The sequence below is a fragment of the Bacillus sp. AP8 genome (assembly GCF_000321185.1).
GTDB lineage: Bacteria > Bacillota > Bacilli > Bacillales > DSM-1321 > Bacillus_AD > Bacillus_AD massilioanorexius.
Map to the genome: position 1 here is coordinate 85,380 of NZ_CAPG01000003.1, position 15,827 is coordinate 101,206.

13 protein-coding genes are annotated in these 15,827 nt (G+C 35.4%); 11 read left to right on the forward strand and 2 right to left on the reverse strand.

All coding sequences use genetic code 11. The annotated features are described in order from the left end of the window. Positions 1 to 59: 59 nt before the first annotated feature. Entirely contained in the window at positions 60 to 575 is a 516-nt protein-coding gene (locus tag BN349_RS00570; protein WP_019240316.1) for a hypothetical protein, read from the forward strand. Between the two features lie 227 nt (positions 576 to 802). On the opposite strand, the gene yidC is transcribed toward BN349_RS00570, so the two are convergent. Together yidC and BN349_RS00580 are read right to left on the reverse strand one after the other, a co-directional pair. Beyond that, positions 803 to 1,651: a membrane protein insertase YidC gene (yidC, locus tag BN349_RS00575; RefSeq protein WP_019240317.1), complete on the reverse strand. Its 849-nt coding sequence runs from the start codon at positions 1,649 to 1,651 to the stop codon at positions 803 to 805. Beyond that, complete coding sequence (locus BN349_RS00580; protein ID WP_019240318.1) at positions 1,594 to 1,962, reverse strand: hypothetical protein; 369 nt, start codon at positions 1,960 to 1,962, stop codon at positions 1,594 to 1,596. The genes yidC and BN349_RS00580 overlap by 58 nt, the downstream gene beginning before the upstream one ends. Positions 1,963 to 2,209: 247 nt before the next feature. On the opposite strand from BN349_RS00580, the gene BN349_RS00585 reads away from it, so the two are divergent. The 10 genes from BN349_RS00585 (at position 2,210) to glpK (BN349_RS00630) (ending at position 15,540) form a co-directional block, all read left to right on the forward strand. Beyond that, positions 2,210 to 2,758, forward strand: a complete 549-nt coding sequence (locus BN349_RS00585; protein ID WP_019240319.1) for a glycerol-3-phosphate responsive antiterminator — start codon at positions 2,210 to 2,212, stop codon at positions 2,756 to 2,758. A 290-nt stretch (positions 2,759 to 3,048) separates the two neighbouring features. Then, positions 3,049 to 3,867: an MIP/aquaporin family protein gene (locus BN349_RS00590; RefSeq protein WP_019240320.1), complete on the forward strand. Its 819-nt coding sequence runs from the start codon at positions 3,049 to 3,051 to the stop codon at positions 3,865 to 3,867. Between the two features lie 50 nt (positions 3,868 to 3,917). Further along, positions 3,918 to 5,411 (forward strand): glycerol kinase GlpK, encoded by a 1,494-nt coding sequence (glpK, locus tag BN349_RS00595; protein ID WP_019240321.1) that lies wholly within the window; start codon positions 3,918 to 3,920, stop codon positions 5,409 to 5,411. Between the two features lie 333 nt (positions 5,412 to 5,744). Further along, a complete protein-coding gene (locus BN349_RS00600) occupies positions 5,745 to 7,403 on the forward strand; it encodes a glycerol-3-phosphate dehydrogenase/oxidase (RefSeq protein WP_019240322.1) in 1,659 nt (552 codons plus the stop codon). A 450-nt stretch (positions 7,404 to 7,853) separates the two neighbouring features. Beyond that, a complete protein-coding gene (gene glpA, locus BN349_RS00605; RefSeq protein WP_019240323.1) occupies positions 7,854 to 9,476 on the forward strand; it encodes an anaerobic glycerol-3-phosphate dehydrogenase subunit GlpA in 1,623 nt (540 codons plus the stop codon). Next, positions 9,469 to 10,626, forward strand: a complete 1,158-nt coding sequence (locus BN349_RS22980; protein WP_019240324.1) for an FAD-binding protein — start codon at positions 9,469 to 9,471, stop codon at positions 10,624 to 10,626. The genes glpA and BN349_RS22980 overlap by 8 nt, the downstream gene beginning before the upstream one ends. After that, positions 10,611 to 11,828 carry an anaerobic glycerol-3-phosphate dehydrogenase subunit C gene (locus BN349_RS00615; protein ID WP_019240325.1) on the forward strand — a complete coding sequence of 406 codons (1,218 nt, stop codon included), beginning with the start codon at positions 10,611 to 10,613 and terminating at the stop codon, positions 11,826 to 11,828. Before BN349_RS22980 ends, BN349_RS00615 begins: the two co-directional genes overlap by 16 nt. A 518-nt stretch (positions 11,829 to 12,346) precedes the next feature. Continuing rightward, positions 12,347 to 12,913: a glycerol-3-phosphate responsive antiterminator gene (locus BN349_RS00620; protein WP_019240326.1), complete on the forward strand. Its 567-nt coding sequence runs from the start codon at positions 12,347 to 12,349 to the stop codon at positions 12,911 to 12,913. Positions 12,914 to 13,107: 194 nt separating this feature from the next. Continuing rightward, positions 13,108 to 13,941 (forward strand): MIP/aquaporin family protein, encoded by an 834-nt coding sequence (locus BN349_RS00625; RefSeq protein ID WP_019240327.1) that lies wholly within the window; start codon positions 13,108 to 13,110, stop codon positions 13,939 to 13,941. A gap of 108 nt (positions 13,942 to 14,049) precedes the next feature. Further along, positions 14,050 to 15,540 (forward strand): glycerol kinase GlpK, encoded by a 1,491-nt coding sequence (gene glpK, locus BN349_RS00630; protein ID WP_019240328.1) that lies wholly within the window; start codon positions 14,050 to 14,052, stop codon positions 15,538 to 15,540. Positions 15,541 to 15,827: the final 287 nt, after the last annotated feature.

A 15,827-nucleotide genomic window follows, 5' to 3' on the forward strand; every position in this document is an offset into this window, starting at 1 on the left:
GATAATATACATTCTTAAGCTTATACATATACATGAAAATTTTACGAGGAGATGAAAAGATGATTAAGCTGTCTCTTGCTGAAGCAGTAAAATTAAAAAGTGTTTTAAATAAAAAGATACATGAATATGAATTTGAAATGGATCGTGTAGGATTCATTGAGATTGAAAAAGGTGAGAAAATGCCAAAGCAATCTCGAACATTACATGATGTTGAAAATGAGTTAGAAGAAGTTCGAAAAGATTTTCGTCTTTTAGATAAATTAATGTATAAAGCAAATATTGAAAATGAAATTGTTTTTAATGGCCAAGCTATGCCTATAGTAGAGGCCATTGAACTAGCTACACAACTTAGAGCGCAGGCTAGAAAGTGTAAAGAATTAGGTGAAGCTACTAAAGAAGAATATCCTTATTCTTACACAGATAACTTTACGATAGTTAAAATGGCAACGTTTGATCCTGAAGTGTATCGTTTAAAAGCGATCGAATTGGACCGTCAGGCTAATCGTTTATCGAACTTAATAAACAGTAAAAACTATTCTATTGAATTAGATTTTGACAGTGAGAAATATTTCTAAGCCTTGAATTGGTGAGACTCCAATTCAAGGTAGGTAGGAGAGTATTTTTTGAGTTTACTCATAGTTAAATTTTGTAATAAGAAAGAGCAAACCAATGACTACTTACTCATTACTTTTTTACTCGTGACTCATAACCAACTATGGTAATGGAGGTCGATGACCAAAACCTTCGTTTATTTTTTTCTCCTACTAAAAACCCCTTCTGATTACAGAAGGGGTTTGTTATTTTATTTAGTGGTGTTGGCTTTGGTCACTACTAAATGTGGGTTTCCACTTTTGGCACTATAAAGTTTTTTACTTATATATGTTTGTAGTATTAGGAAACTACCACCAACTGTCCAATACAAAGGAAGTGCCGCTGGTGCAGAAATTGAGATCACGCCCATCATGATAGGAGAAATATAAGCCATTATAGCCATTTGTTTCTTCTGTTCTTCAGTCATATTAATCATAGACAATTTAGCTTGAACAAGATAAACCGCAGCTGCTATTACTGCAAGGATAATATCAGGTTCACCTAAATTAAACCAAAGGAAAGAATGACTTGAAATTTCTGGAGAATTTCGTATTGCATAATAGAAACCCATTAGAATCGGCATTTGAATTAATACTGGTAGGCAGCCTCCTAGAGAAGCCATTGGGTTTACACCATGTTTCTGATACAACTTCATCATTTCTTGTTGAATTTTAGCTTTTTCTTCAGGGCTTTTCGCTTTTTTTAGCTTATCCTGAATGACTTTCATTTCAGGTTGCATAACCGTCATTTTATCACGCATAACATACTGAGATTTTGTAGATTTTAGCATGAGTGGCATTAAGCAGAAGCGAATTAAAAGTGTTACAGCTATAATCGATAATCCATAACTTCCTTGAAACCAATTTGCTAATGTATTCAAAATAAATGTAAATGGATCAATAAGATAGTGTTGAAAAAAGCCAGGAGATGAATCGCTTGCTGCAGTCGTTGCAGCTAATGTGTGGTCTCCTCCAAAAAATATTCCAACAATAAATACTCCAATTAGTATAGTAATTCCTTTGAAAGCAGTGGATACAACTTTATTTGATTTTTTCTCCATTTTGTTCCTCCTTGAAATTTATTCATAAATAATTTTCCAAGTAGGAGGTGAGATGGGCCCTCATCAGGAGATTCTTTTCTTCGTGTATAAAGTGCAAGCCAATTTCCAAAAGAATTGATTTCATTTGGAAGTATTTGAGAATGCATAATCGCTATTTCTTGATAGTGTGATTGATCTATTCGAAAAGATGATCGATTCGATAAATACACTTTTAGGTAAGTGAAAAAACCAATTAAAATAGCTATTTTGATAAACATACTAGCAAAGAGAATATAAGATGAAAGATCATTTACCTCTAAAAATTCTAGCATACTGTTGTATCCCTCCTTTCAAAAGAATGTCATTTTGTAAGACAAGAAAATATCCAACTTTATTGTTTGTGCTTTTCTATTTTCACCTGTAATAGTACTATACAATATTTACGTTTGAATGCAAGAGAAGTTTCAAATTCCCAAAAAAAGCACAGTAGTTTACAATGAATAGATAAAACAAAGATTGGTTCTTATTTCTATATTATAGGTGATAATCTTATTAAGCAAATTAGGAGGCTGCTATTACATGCAGAAAATTTTTCCTGCTTCACGTAATATGAAGGATTTTGAGAAATTTTTAGCATCCAATTATGAAATGGGGATGTATTTAGATGTTCATATGTCTCAGTTAAAACATATTCAATTAATGGCAAAAGAGCATGGGAAGAAATTATTTTTTCATATGGATTTAATACAAGGATTAAAAAATGACGATCATGCTACGGAATACGTTTGTCAAGAGTTTAAACCAGCCGGTATTATTTCAACTAAAGCGAGTGTAATCATTAAGGCGAGACAAAAAGGTGTTCTAGCAGTACAACGCGTTTTTTTAATTGATTCACAAGCATTAGAAAAAAATTTGAAATTAATAGAAAGAACAAAGCCTGATTTTATTGAAGTATTACCAGGTGCTATGCCTTGGATTATTAAGGAGATTAAAGAACGAACAGAGATACCAATTTTCGCGGGAGGCTTTATTCGTACGATTGAAGAAGCAGAAAATGCTTTACAAGCGGGTGCTACAGCGATAACAACATCTAAAATTGATCTTTGGAATTACTATCAGAATTATTAAAAATATGTAGGAGCAACAATTATCTAGATGTTAGATATTCAAATCATCGAACGCTAGATTTTTCTATTGGAGAACATTATCATTCTTCTATTATAGATTTTTGATAGTTCGTACGAGAAAATCTTAAAAAATATTTGACAGCGCTTCCATTTTTTTCTATACTAAGGCTAAGTTAATAATTGAGATGGAGAAATGGAGATACACTCAAATGAACTTTTTATAGTTTATTTGCGTGTATCTTCTTTTTTTGTCTCCAAGTTTTTAAATAATCGAAAGAAAGGGGATTTAGTATGTCAGCATTTGTAGGAGAAATAGTTGGTACAATGATCTTAATTATTTTTGGTTGCGGAGTTGGAGCTGGTCTTAGTTTAAAGAAGTCCTTTTCAAATGGTGGAGGATGGATTGTTACAACTCTAGCTTGGGGTTTAGGGGTTACACTTGCTGTATTTGCTGTTGGAAGTGTTAGCGGTGCTCATCTTAATCCAGCCGTAACTGTTTCACTTGCAATCATAGGAGATTTTTCATGGAGTGAAGTACCGAGTTATATTCTTGCTCAATTAATTGGTGGCGTAATTGGTGGTGTAATTGTTTGGCTACATTATTTACCTCATTGGAAAGCAACGAATGATCCAGCAACAAAACTAGGGGTGTTTTCAACAAGTCCAGCAATTCCATACACTTTTGCTAATGTGATGAGCGAAGTCATTGGTACATTTGTTTTAATTCTTGGTTTACTATTTATTGGTGCAAATAAATTTACAGAAGGTTTAAATCCTATGGCAGTAGGGTTATTAATTGTAGCTATAGGGATGTCACTAGGAGGTACAACAGGCTATGCGATTAATCCAGCTCGTGATCTTGGACCAAGAATAGCTCATTTTATCTTACCGATAGCAGGAAAAGGAGATTCAAACTGGAAATACGCATGGGTACCTGTAATTGGGCCAATCATTGGTGGTGCTCTTGCAGCAGTATTTTATAAAATGGTCTTCCAAGGGGAAACAGAGACAATGTATTGGATTGTTATGGCAGTATGTATTGTCATTCTTGCGTTAATTGGATTGTTTGGAAGTAAAGCGACAAATGTAGACAATGAGTTTTCAGCTTGACCAAGTTATACTAAAAATAGAAATGATGATTGAATTGAGGAGGAAACATAATGGATAAGTATATTCTTTCACTAGATCAAGGTACTACAAGCTCTAGAGCTATTATTTTCAATAAAGACGGAGATATTGTTCACATTGCTCAAAAAGAATTTACGCAATACTTTCCTAAGCCAGGTTGGGTAGAGCACAATGCAAATGAAATTTGGGGAAGTATTTTGGCTGTTATTGCTAGTGCATTAACAGAGGCTGGAATTCAACCTTCTCAAATTGCTGGAATTGGGATTACCAATCAGAGAGAAACGACTGTTGTATGGGATAGGGAAACTGGGAAACCCATTTATAATGCAATTGTATGGCAATCCCGCCAAACACAAGATATTTGTAAAGAATTAAGAGATAGTGGATATGAAGATACATTTAGAGATAAGACTGGATTATTAATAGACGCTTATTTTTCTGGAACGAAAGTGAAGTGGATATTAGATCATGTTGATGGAGCAAGAGAAAGAGCTGAAAAAGGTGAACTCCTCTTTGGAACAATAGATACTTGGTTAATTTGGAAGCTATCGGGTGGAGAGGCTCATGTTACAGATTACTCAAATGCCTCAAGAACACTCATGTATAATATTTATGATTTAAAATGGGATAAAGAGCTCTTAGAAATATTGAATGTTCCTGTTGTTATGCTTCCAGAAGTTAGACCATCATCTGAGATTTATGCTCATACTGCAAGTTATCATTTCTTCGGACACGAGGTTCCTATAGCAGGAGCAGCAGGAGATCAACAAGCCGCATTATTCGGGCAAGCTTGCTTTGAAGATGGCATGGCGAAGAATACTTATGGAACTGGCTGTTTTATGTTAATGAATACAGGGGAAAAGGCTGTAAAATCAGAGAATGGTTTATTAACAACCATAGCATGGGGCATTAATGGTAAAGTTGAATATGCATTAGAAGGTAGTATTTTTGTTGCGGGTTCAGCTATCCAATGGATTCGTGATGGTATGAGAATGATAAAGGATGCAAAGGATAGTGAAGCATACGCTGAGAAAGTAGAATCAACAGACGGAGTATATGTAGTTCCAGCATTTGTTGGTTTAGGCACCCCGTATTGGGATAGTGATGTTCGAGGTGCTGTATTTGGAATCACACGTGGCACATCGAAGGAACATTTTATTCGTGCTACGTTAGAATCATTGGCTTATCAAACAAAGGATGTTTTAAGTGCAATGGAAGCAGATTCAGGCATTTCATTAAAAACACTACGTGTCGATGGAGGGGCAGTAAAGAATAATTTCTTAATGCAATTTCAAAGTGATATGCTAGGTGTTCCAGTAGAAAGACCAATTATTAATGAAACAACGGCTTTAGGTGCAGCTTATTTAGCTGGGATAGCAGTAGGATTCTGGGAAAGTCAAGATAATATTTCGGCTAAGTGGCAGCTAGATAAAGAATTTGCTACATTAATGAATGAAGAAGATCGTTCGAAATTGTATAATGGTTGGAAAAAAGCAGTGGAAGCAGCAATGGTTTTTAAACCGTAAATAAAGCAAATGATTACCATCGAAATAAACGCTATGTTATAATCAAGTCAAGTTAATAGTTCGGTTGGAGAAATGGAGAGACCACGAGAACACTTATCCTAAATTGATAAGTGATCTTGTGGTCTCTTTTTCTTTTCTACTGAAAGAATAATGGTATTTTAGAAACTAACTAAAATAACTGTATCCAAATATTGATAACTACTTATTGCTACCTTCTTTTATAGAAAAAATGGAAGGATTGTATGTGTTAAAGTTTTTTCGTATTTGGATAAAGGTATCCAAAAAAATGGGAGAAAAATCGAGGGGAGATTTTTCTTATTGGAGGAGAAAAGTATGACGGTTACAATTTTTGAACGAAAAGATTTACTCAATGAAATGAGTACAACTGAATATGATTTATTTGTTATTGGTGGGGGTATAACAGGGGCTGGAATTGCGCTCGATGCAACAACTAGAGGTATGAAGGTTGGACTATGTGAGATGCAGGATTTTGCTGCAGGTACTTCTAGTCGTTCAACGAAGCTTGTTCATGGAGGTTTACGCTACTTAAAACAATTAGAAGTAAAGATGGTTGCTGAGGTAGGAAAAGAAAGGGAAATTGTCTATGAAAATGGTCCGCATGTGACTAAACCTGAATGGATGCTTTTACCGATGTATGAAGGTGGTACTTTTGGACCTTATAGTACATCTGTCGGTCTAAGAGTTTATGATTTTTTAGCTGGAGTTAAGAAAAAAGAGCGACGTAGTATGTTAACCAAAGACAAAGTATTGCAAAAGGAGCCTCTTTTAAAAAAGAAAGGTTTAAAAGGTGGAGGCTATTATGTTGAGTATAGAACGGATGATGCACGACTTACTATTGAAGTTGTAAAGAAAGCGCTGGAATTCGGAGCAGATATGCTAAATTATACAAAAGTGACCGATTTTATCTATGACAAATCAAAGGTAGTCGGTGTGGAAGTGGAAGATTTATTAACAAATGAAAGATATCAAATTAAAGCGAAGAAAATTATCAATGCCACTGGGCCTTGGGTAGATAGTCTTCGTCATATGGATGGTTCTAAAAAAGGAAAAACGTTACAGTTAACAAAAGGGGTTCATATCGTTATCGATCAATCACGTTTTCCACTGAAACAAGCTGTGTATTTTGATACTGAGGATGCTAGAATGGTATTTGCTATTCCTAGAGACGGTAAGGCTTATGTTGGAACAACAGATACTTTCTATAATAGTGATCCGATACATCCCAATGTGACGACTGAAGACCGAGATTATATCATGAAAGCGATAGATTTTATGTTTCCAGATGTTCATATTACTGAAGAAGATATTGAATCAAGTTGGGCTGGTGTTCGTCCTTTAATACTTGAAGAAGGAAAAGATCCTTCAGAAATTTCTCGCAAGGATGAAATATGGGTTTCGCAATCAGGACTAATTACAATTGCTGGAGGCAAATTAACAGGTTATCGGAAAATGGCTGAAACGATAGTAGATCTTGTTGTTAAACAATTCAAAGAAGAGCATTACAAGCTTTTTGATACATGTAAAACCAAGCATTTGCCAATCTCAGGAGGAGATGTTGGTGGATCTGATCATTTCTTAGCCTTTATTAATCAAAATGTAAGTAAAGGAAAGGAACTTGGGCTTTCAGAAAATGAGGCTAAGGGATTAGTTGAATTATATGGCTCTAATATCACTAAGGTATATGATATTTTGCGAAATAACAGCCATGAAATAGAAGAATATGATTTGACACTAGAAGTGTTTGCCAAAATAGCCTATGCTCTCCAAGCGGAAAGAGTCGTCACTCCAGTAGATTTCTTTCTTCGTAGAACAGGAGCGATATTATTTAATATTGATTGGGTCTACGAATGGAAGGAACAAGTAGTAAACTATATGAATGATAAATACAATTGGGATGAGGAAGAGAGACAAAAATATACAGAAGAATTGGAAGAGGAAATCCGTAGTGCCACGACTTCTTGTAATAAATAATGATTTCATCGTATCTTCTAATTGAAGTTGAAATAAAAGCAATTGGTTTAATGCTAATGAATACGTCGAAATAAGGCAAACCATTGAGGTAAATAATGATGATTACTTTAAAGGCTTGTCTTATTTTTTTCATTCAAACGAATGTCCTTCATTACGAATAAATTTGTTTTTGAACGTTATGTGACATTTGCTTTCGTTTGTGAAAAAAAATCTCAGAATATAGTAAGCGCTTTCTTTACAATATCTATTTCGTTATGTTACTCTCAATACAACAAATTAATATATTCGGCTAGGAGAATTGGAGAAGCTGTAAAAACAGATAGGAAGCACATTCGCTGTGTCTTTTCCTAAGTGTTTTTATGGCTTCTTTTTATGCTTATTAGATGAAATTGGTCGACTTTACTCGATGTAAAGAATACTGAAGAAGTAAGAGACTTTGGGGGCATCATCATGACAAATATTTATCAAACAGATGTAGTAGTAATAGGTGGAGGGGTTACTGGAGCAGGTGTTTTACGAGATTTAGCATTGCGGGGAATTCCTGCTATATTAGTAGAACAAAAGGATTTAGGTTTTGGAACGTCATCACGAAATCACGGGTTACTCCATTCTGGTGCTCGTTATGCTGTTAAAGATGAAGAAGCAGCAATTGAATCTTATACAGAGAATTTAATTATAAAAAAGACAGTTCCTGGTTCTGTTGAAGAAGTCGGGGGGCTTTTTGTAAAAGTTCCTGAAGATGAAGACTCCTTTGTAGGTAGATGGGTAAATGCCTGTAACAAAATTGGAATACCGATAGAAGAGATTCCAGTTGAAATGGCATTAAAACAAGAACCTTTTTTAAATAAAAACATACAAACGGCTTATTATGTTCCAGATGGAGCGGTAGATGTTTTTACATTAGTAATCGATGTAGTTGCTGATGCTGTAGCACATGGAGCTAAAGCTCTTACATATCACGAAGTAGTGGCTATAAATACAAATCAAGCTGCTGTCACGGGAGTTGTTGTTCGTGATACTTACACTGGAGAGGAAAAAACGATACATTGTAAATTGGTTGTGAACGCTGCAGGTCCTTGGGGTGCAAGAGTATCTAAGCTAGCTGGTGTACCTATGAATTTAATAAATAATAAAGGAATGTTAACAATCTTTAATCAACGCTTTAATAAGCGTGTTATTAATCGATTACGTGTACCAGGAGATGCAGATATTTTTGTTCCGGCACATAATGTAACCATTTTTGGTACGACAGGTGTTAATGTTGATGATCCTAACGATTTTTCTTTAAATAGGGAAGAATTACTAGGAATGCTTAATGAAGGTGAAGCATTAATACCAAAGATAAAAGAGATGCGAATGATTCGTGCATTTAGCGGAAGTAGACCTCTGTATCAAGAAGGAGAGTCTGAGGATTCTACAGGTAGAAATGTAACACGTGGAATTGGATTATTGGACCATAAGAAACGGGATGGACTTGATGGCTTTATTACGATAACAGGAGGTAAGCTAACGACCTTCCGTTATATGGCAGAAAAAACGGTTGATCTCGTTTGTGAAAAGCTTAATGTTAATGAAAGCTGTACTACGCATGAAAGGATTGTCTCACACCGTGAGGCAAAGGAATTTTTTAAAGAAGTGAATATGGCTCCTGCAACGAAAAATAAGCTATTTCATTGGGCAGGGAACAGAGCTGCAAAAATGGAAGAAGCGATAAAAAAGGATCCAACTTCTAAGGCTGTAATTTGTGAATGTGAGCAAGTAACTTGGGCAGAGCTTGAGGCGAATATGAAACAAGGGAAACATTTTAATTTAAATGATCTTCGTCGAAGAACTCGTTTAGGAATGGGACCTTGCCAAGGGACATTTTGTAATCATCGGGCGGCAGCTATTGCTGTAGAAAAAGGATTAGCTACTTCTAAAGAAGCTGAATGGGCATTGATGGATGGTTTGAAAGAGCGCCAAAAAGGAATGGGTGTAGTAGCAACTCATGAAACAGCAAAGCAAATTCAATTAATGGAATCCATTTATAAAGTATCGCTAGCAATAAGAGAGGAGAATCAAAGCTATGTATGATGTAGTCATAGTAGGTCAAGGATTATCAGGATTACTTTCAGCTATTTGGGCTAGGGAAGAAGGCAAACGAGTTGCTGTTGTCTCCAATGGTTTAGGAAAAATTCTTCAGTCAACAGGTGTTTTTGATTTAATACCAGGCACTGATGCGGATTTTGATTCGTTCTCAACTTTTCATGGGCTTAACACCAATTTTAAAACGCATAGCATTAATGGAATCGAAAAGTTTAAAACGTTGGTTAGACGTCTAGATTGTGATTATTTAGGTAAAGTAACACATCCCGTTGAAATTGCAACTGCCTCAGGGCATGTGAAAACGACGGCATTATATCCTGATACGATTAGACCTGTTCCAATGAAAGGGAGAGCAATAGTTGTAGGATTTAAAGAGTTGATGGATTTCCAGCCTTCCTATCTTAAAGGAAATTTACAGAAGTATCGTCCTGATTTAAAGATTAATGCCATTTCTGTTTCATTAGGAAAAAACACATTGCGTACGATGACTCAAATTGATGTAGCAAGAACACTAGAACAAAAAGATGTAAGACAACACGTCATTAATCAAATTAAAAACACTCTTATAGAAAAAAATATGGCGAATGCAGACTTCATGATATTTCCATCTTGTTTAGGAATTGATTTATGGAAAGATGTGAAAAATCATTTTCAAAATGAACTTAAAACAATAGTATCTGAAGCACCAGGACTTCCTCCTAATGCAGCAGCGATAAGACTCTATGAAAAATTGAGAAAAGAAGCCGTCAAATTAGGAGTTCGATTTTATGCAGATACAAAAGTAGTAGGATGCACAGTATCAAACAATTTGATAAATTCTTTAGAAGTACAAAATGTCAATGCCAAAAATCAGATTCAAGCAAGTCATTATGTAATAGCAACTGGCGGTGTTTTAGGCGGCGGATTAGTTGTTACAACTAATGGTTATAAAGAAAGCGCTTTAGCTCTTCCTGTAAATGAATTTGGGGAGTATAAAGATATGCCAGCTAATGCTATCGCTGTTGGAGGCAGTCAAGGAATTAGGGTTACGAATAATGGAATTGTCGGAGGAATTTATTCCATTGTATCTAGCTATTTCTCTATTCTTTCCATTCGTGATTTTGTTGGGGAGGAACAAATTGTATGTACAGTCAATTAGAAACGTCTTTTGATCAATGTTTAAAATGTAATGCATGTACGGTTAACTGTCCAATATCTAATGTCTCATTAGAATTTGGTGGACCAAAGCATTTAGGTCCAGAGTTACAACGTTTAATGGTGAATCAAGAACCAATCAGTGATTCGCGAATTGAGCTTTGTACATTGTGTGGGAATTGTGATATGGCTTGTCCTGAAAATGTACATGTTTCTACTTTAACAGCCTATGCAAAAGCATTACATGCTGATGTTGCTGGTACAAAATTTAGAGATTTAGTATTAAGTAATGCTGAGCTTGTTGGTAAGATGGCTTCCACATTTGCGCCAATTACGAATCTTAGTATGAAGATAAAACCCGTTCGAAAAGTAATGGAGTGGACGATGTCAATTCCAGCGGAAAGACAGTTTCCAGATTATAAATTTAGGAGTTTTACTAGAAAACATAAACTTACTGAAGCTAAAACAGAAAGAAAGGTAGCCTATTTTGTTGGATGTTATGCCAATTATAATGCTCCTGAGGTAGGTGATGCTTTTGTTAAGGTAATGAAATATAACAATATTGAGGTTGTTACACCAAAGCAAAAATGCTGTGGCATTCCGATGTTGACAAATGGTCAAATGAAACAAGCTTTAAAAAATGCAATGTTTAATGTGGAATCTCTATTAGATTATACAAGAAGAGGCTATGATGTTGTCGTAACATGTACAAGCTGTACATTAGCTTTGAAAAAAGAGTATATTTCTTTTTTGAAATCAGAAGGTGCGGAGGAACTGTCAAAGCATGTGTATGATGCAAATGAATATTTACGAGTTTTGAAATCAGAAGGTCGTTTAAATATGAATCTAGCCAAAATGGAAGAAAAAGCAGGATATTTTGCACCATGTCATATGAAAGCACAAGGAATAGGAAGTCCGGCTATGGATATTCTTGAACTTATTCCTGATTATGAAATACAGGATGTTGCAGCTGGCTGCTGCGGACAATGTGGCACGTTTGGTTTTAAAAAGGAAAAGTTTGAAACATCCATGGCAATTGGTGATAAGATGGCTCAATCTATTCATGATGTTGAAGCAGATTATACTGTTACTGAGTGTGGTATGTGTAAAAATCAATTGGACCAATTAACAACGAGAACAGTAAAGCATCCTATTCAAGTAATGGCTGAAGCATATGAAAAACAATCAGAAACTTTATCTGTCTAGCTAAACAATATTGGCTAAGGCAGTAGTGAATATAGGCTGAGTTGAATGAGTCATTCTAGGATGCTCGCTTTCTGCGGGGAGAGTGGTGAGTCTCCTCGGTACATAGTGCCTGTGGAGTCTCGTTTTGTCCCGCTGCTCCCGATTTTTATTCACTGCACTTAATTAAAAACAACAATCTTTTAGAAAACAGCCTATGCTAAAGATGAATTCATAGGGAATTGTTATATTGAGATATTTTGTAGTTTGATTGAAAAGATGAATTTTGGTTTTATAATGCGCGTTAATTGTTGTTTTCATTCAAATAGTGAAATGGCAATCTTAAGATAATTTTAGAGATGGCAGTTAGTATTTTCTTACTTCATCTATACTTTACTTATTAACAGAGCTTTTTTTAAAATATATCATAATAAAAAATATTTGTTATTTTTTATAATGTTATTTAGATATAATGATAAAGTGATATTAAAGTTAATGTTGTTTGTGTAGTAGCTTTTCATAGATAAGGAGGATCCATTCAGGTGGATACGATAAAAAATCAAACGATTATACCAGCCATTCGAAACATAAAAGAATTTAATCAATTTTTACAAAGCAATTATCAAGTAGGCATTTTTATGGATTTCCATATTGCTCAAATGAAGAGCTTGTATGAAGTAGCTCGACAGCATGAAAAAAAGATGATTTTACATGTTGATAAAGTGAATGGAATAAAGGCAGACGAATACGGAACAGAATTTATTTGCCAAGAATTCAAGCCTTACGGAATCATATCTACAAAATCAAATGTCATTATGAAAGCAAAGCAAAAAGGTGTTATTTCGATTCAACGAATTTTTTTAATTGATGGTAGTTCTATAGAAAAAAATATTAAACTCTTTCAAAAAACAGATCCAGATTTTATAGAAATATTACCAGGTGTGATTCCAAAAGCCATTGAATCTATTCGAATGAGAGCGAATAAGGAAGTATTAACGGGCGGTCTAATTGAGACAAGGGAGGAAGTTCGATCAGCCATTGTTGCAGGAGCAACTGCTGTAACGACAAGTAAACAAGAATTATGGTTGGAAAAGCCTACTTCTAAATAATGAACTTGATAAGTTTATGACTCTTTATTTATCACTTTTGATGGTTTATTAGAATATAACAAAATGATAACGCTTACATCATTTGAAAATTCATTTAAGGGGGTGAGAATAAGCATTTTTATATAGGAAATTAATCAAATAGAATAGCAAAGAAATGAGACGTTAAAAATACATAGAAGGAAGGATGTACAAGAATGACACCATTTTGGGCAGAAATTGTTGGTACAGCAATACTTATTGTTTTTGGTGGAGGAGTATGTGCTGCCATGAATTTGCATAAGGCTTTTGCTAAAGGAGCAGGCTGGATAAATATTGCCTTTGGTTGGGGATTTGCGGTTGCATTTGGTATATATGCAGTGGGTAATATTTCTGGTGCGCATTTGAACCCAGCTGTAACGATTGGATTAGCTTCAACAGGACAATTTGCGTGGGGAGATGTTCCTTCTTATATTATTGCCCAATTCATCGGAGCAATGCTAGGAGCAGCTATTGTATACTTGGCTTATTTACCTCATTGGGGTGCAACGAAAGATACTGGAACAAAATTGGGCGTGTTTTCAACTGGACCAGCTATACCTCATACATTTTCAAATATGTTAAGTGAGATTGTTGGTACTTTTATGCTTGTTTTTTGTATTGCTGCAATTGGTACAAATAATATAGCAGATGGATTAAATCCATTATTAATAGGGTTCCTAATTGTTGCGCTTGGACTATCTTTAGGATCTGCAACCGGTTATGCTCTAAATCCTGCTCGTGATTTAGGACCAAGAATTATGCATGCACTTCTTCCCATTCCAGGAAAAGGACGATCAAATTGGGGTTATTCTTGGATACCAGTAGTTGGACCAATTATCGGTGGTGTATTGGGTTCGTCCGTTCATCAGGCAGCATTTTTAGGAAATATTACTCCAGCTCTCTGGATTTCATTAGTAGCTGTAGCTCTTGTTATAATTGGTGCGTTTGTTACAGGTGGAAATACCGTTGCGGTTGAACATGAAACAACAACTTTGAAGAAAGCAGCTTAATAGATTGAAAGGGTTGACATGTTGATTTTTCTAATCAAAACAATGAAAAGTAAAGGTGTACAAAAATTAGAGAATGTATCATTTTAATGACATTGTAAGGAGAAGATTATGGAAAAATTCATTTTATCTTTAGACCAAGGAACAACTAGCTCACGTGCTATCTTATTTAATCAAAAAGGTGAAGTTGCTTATGTAGCCCAAAAAGAGTTTACGCAAATATTTCCTCAGCCAGGTTGGGTAGAGCATAATGCAAATGAAATATGGGGATCTATATTAGCAGTAATAGCGATGGTGTTATCTGAAAATGATGTTAAACCAGAACAAATTGCTGGCATTGGAATTACTAATCAACGTGAAACGACAGTCGTATGGGATAAGAATACAGGAATTCCAATTTATAATGCTATTGTTTGGCAATCTCGTCAAACTGCTGAAATTTGTGAAGAATTAAAATCAAAAGGATATGAGGCACTATTCCGAGATAAAACAGGGTTACTAATTGATGCTTATTTCTCTGGTACAAAAGTAAAATGGATTTTAGATCATGTTGAAGGAGCGCGTGAAAAAGCCGAAAAAGGCGAGCTGTTATTTGGAACAATTGATACTTGGTTAATTTGGAAGTTATCTGGAGGGAAAGCTCACGTTACAGATTATTCGAATGCTTCACGTACATTAATGTTTAACATATATGATCTTAAGTGGGACGAAGAGCTTTTAGAACTTTTAGATGTACCGGTATGCATGCTACCAGAGGTTCGTCCTTCTTCTGAAGTTTATGCAATGACTACACCTTATCATTTCTTTGGATATGAGGTTCCTATTGCTGGAGCAGCAGGAGACCAACAAGCAGCGTTATTTGGTCAAGGCTGCTTTAAAGAAGGAATGGCGAAAAACACATATGGAACAGGTTGTTTCATGTTGATGAATACTGGTTCAAAAGCGGTTAAATCTAAATTTGGTTTGTTAACGACATTAGCTTGGGGAATAGATGGACAAGTTACATATGCACTCGAAGGATCTATATTTGTTGCTGGTTCTGCTATTCAATGGTTACGAGATGGTTTAAGAATGTTTAGTGATGCAGCAGAGTCAGAAGTATATGCGGCTAGAGTTGAATCGACAGATGGTGTCTACGTAGTACCTGCGTTTGTAGGATTAGGAACACCATATTGGGATTCTGATGTACGTGGTTCTGTATTTGGTTTAACTCGTGGTACAACGAAAGAACATTTTGTTCGTGCGACATTAGAATCATTAGCATATCAAACAAAAGACGTTTTAACGGCAATGGAACTGGATTCAGACATTGAACTTAAGCGCCTTAGAGTAGATGGTGGGGCTGTTAAAAATAATTTCTTAATGGAATTCCAAAGTGATATTTTAGGAGTGACTGTAGAACGTCCTGTTGTGAATGAAACAACTGCACTAGGTGCTGCATATTTAGCTGGACTTGCAGTAGGATATTGGAGTAATCAAGAGGAAATTGCTACCCAATGGAAAGTGGATCGATCATTTGAACCTACTATGACGGAAGAGCAAATGAACTCATTGTACGATGGTTGGAAGAAAGCGGTACATGCGACGATGGCATTTAAGTAAAGTGATTCCTAATCGTGGAGTCTAACGATACACCATAATAAACGTGTGAATTTTAAAATGACACTATTAGGCATAATGTAAAGATATTCAGGGGATAAAAGAGGGTAATCACATGCTAGGCGTGCGGTACACCCTTTTTTTATTTTATTTGACCTGTGATTGTTTGTTTTTGGAAATGTTGAAGTCTAGCCCTTCGAGGGGTCTAAGCTAATCCGTCCAAAAGATGAAAGAGCAACCTTCTAGCTAGCTTGCCTTATGCTGAGTGGAGGCCTAGAAGGAAGGTCACG

What these genes read in the sequence shown, in the direction of transcription:
- BN349_RS00570 (WP_019240316.1), top strand. Translation starts at nt 60, where the DNA reads ATGATTAAGCTGTCTCTTGCTGAAGCAGTAAAATTAAAAAGTGTTTTA.
- yidC (WP_019240317.1), bottom strand. Translation starts at nt 1,651, where the DNA reads ATGGAGAAAAAATCAAATAAAGTTGTATCCACTGCTTTCAAAGGAATT.
- BN349_RS00580 (WP_019240318.1), bottom strand. Translation starts at nt 1,962, where the DNA reads ATGCTAGAATTTTTAGAGGTAAATGATCTTTCATCTTATATTCTCTTT.
- BN349_RS00585 (WP_019240319.1), top strand. Translation starts at nt 2,210, where the DNA reads ATGCAGAAAATTTTTCCTGCTTCACGTAATATGAAGGATTTTGAGAAA.
- BN349_RS00590 (WP_019240320.1), top strand. Translation starts at nt 3,049, where the DNA reads ATGTCAGCATTTGTAGGAGAAATAGTTGGTACAATGATCTTAATTATT.
- glpK (WP_019240321.1), top strand. Translation starts at nt 3,918, where the DNA reads ATGGATAAGTATATTCTTTCACTAGATCAAGGTACTACAAGCTCTAGA.
- BN349_RS00600 (WP_019240322.1), top strand. Translation starts at nt 5,745, where the DNA reads ATGACGGTTACAATTTTTGAACGAAAAGATTTACTCAATGAAATGAGT.
- glpA (WP_019240323.1), top strand. Translation starts at nt 7,854, where the DNA reads ATGACAAATATTTATCAAACAGATGTAGTAGTAATAGGTGGAGGGGTT.
- BN349_RS22980 (WP_019240324.1), top strand. Translation starts at nt 9,469, where the DNA reads ATGTATGATGTAGTCATAGTAGGTCAAGGATTATCAGGATTACTTTCA.
- BN349_RS00615 (WP_019240325.1), top strand. Translation starts at nt 10,611, where the DNA reads ATGTACAGTCAATTAGAAACGTCTTTTGATCAATGTTTAAAATGTAAT.
- BN349_RS00625 (WP_019240327.1), top strand. Translation starts at nt 13,108, where the DNA reads ATGACACCATTTTGGGCAGAAATTGTTGGTACAGCAATACTTATTGTT.
- glpK (WP_019240328.1), top strand. Translation starts at nt 14,050, where the DNA reads ATGGAAAAATTCATTTTATCTTTAGACCAAGGAACAACTAGCTCACGT.